A 371-nucleotide genomic window follows, 5' to 3' on the forward strand; every position below is an offset into this window, starting at 1 on the left:
GGACATGGCGGCGCGTTCGGCTTCGGCTTTTTGCTGGGCGGCAGCCTGCTCTTTGCGGGCTTTTTCGGCAGCGGCTAAACGGGCTTCGGCAGCTTTTTTACGCGCTTCTGCTTCGGCTTTGCGTTGCTCGGCTTTGCGTTTTTCCAAATCTTTCAGGAGATTGTTGAGGCGTTGCTCGTTTTCTCTGTGGTTGATTTTCTTTTGCGCTTCTTTGGCCATTTGCGCGTTTTGACGGCGGCTTTCGGCTTGTTCGGCGGTATTGGTTACGCCTTGTTGACGCAATGAAGCTTGGATATTGGCTTGCAGTTTTTTCAGATAAGCCAATTCATTGTTGATTTTTTGCTCTTGCGCTGCCAGCTCTTTCTGTTGTT

General features: G+C 50.7%; 1 pseudogene. It reads right to left on the reverse strand.

The window, feature by feature from the left end:
* Window positions 1-371, reverse strand: a pseudogene (locus tag ACTHS3_RS17260) (hypothetical protein); the annotation flags it as partial.

The organism is Neisseria sp. P0009.S007, from assembly GCF_051962515.1.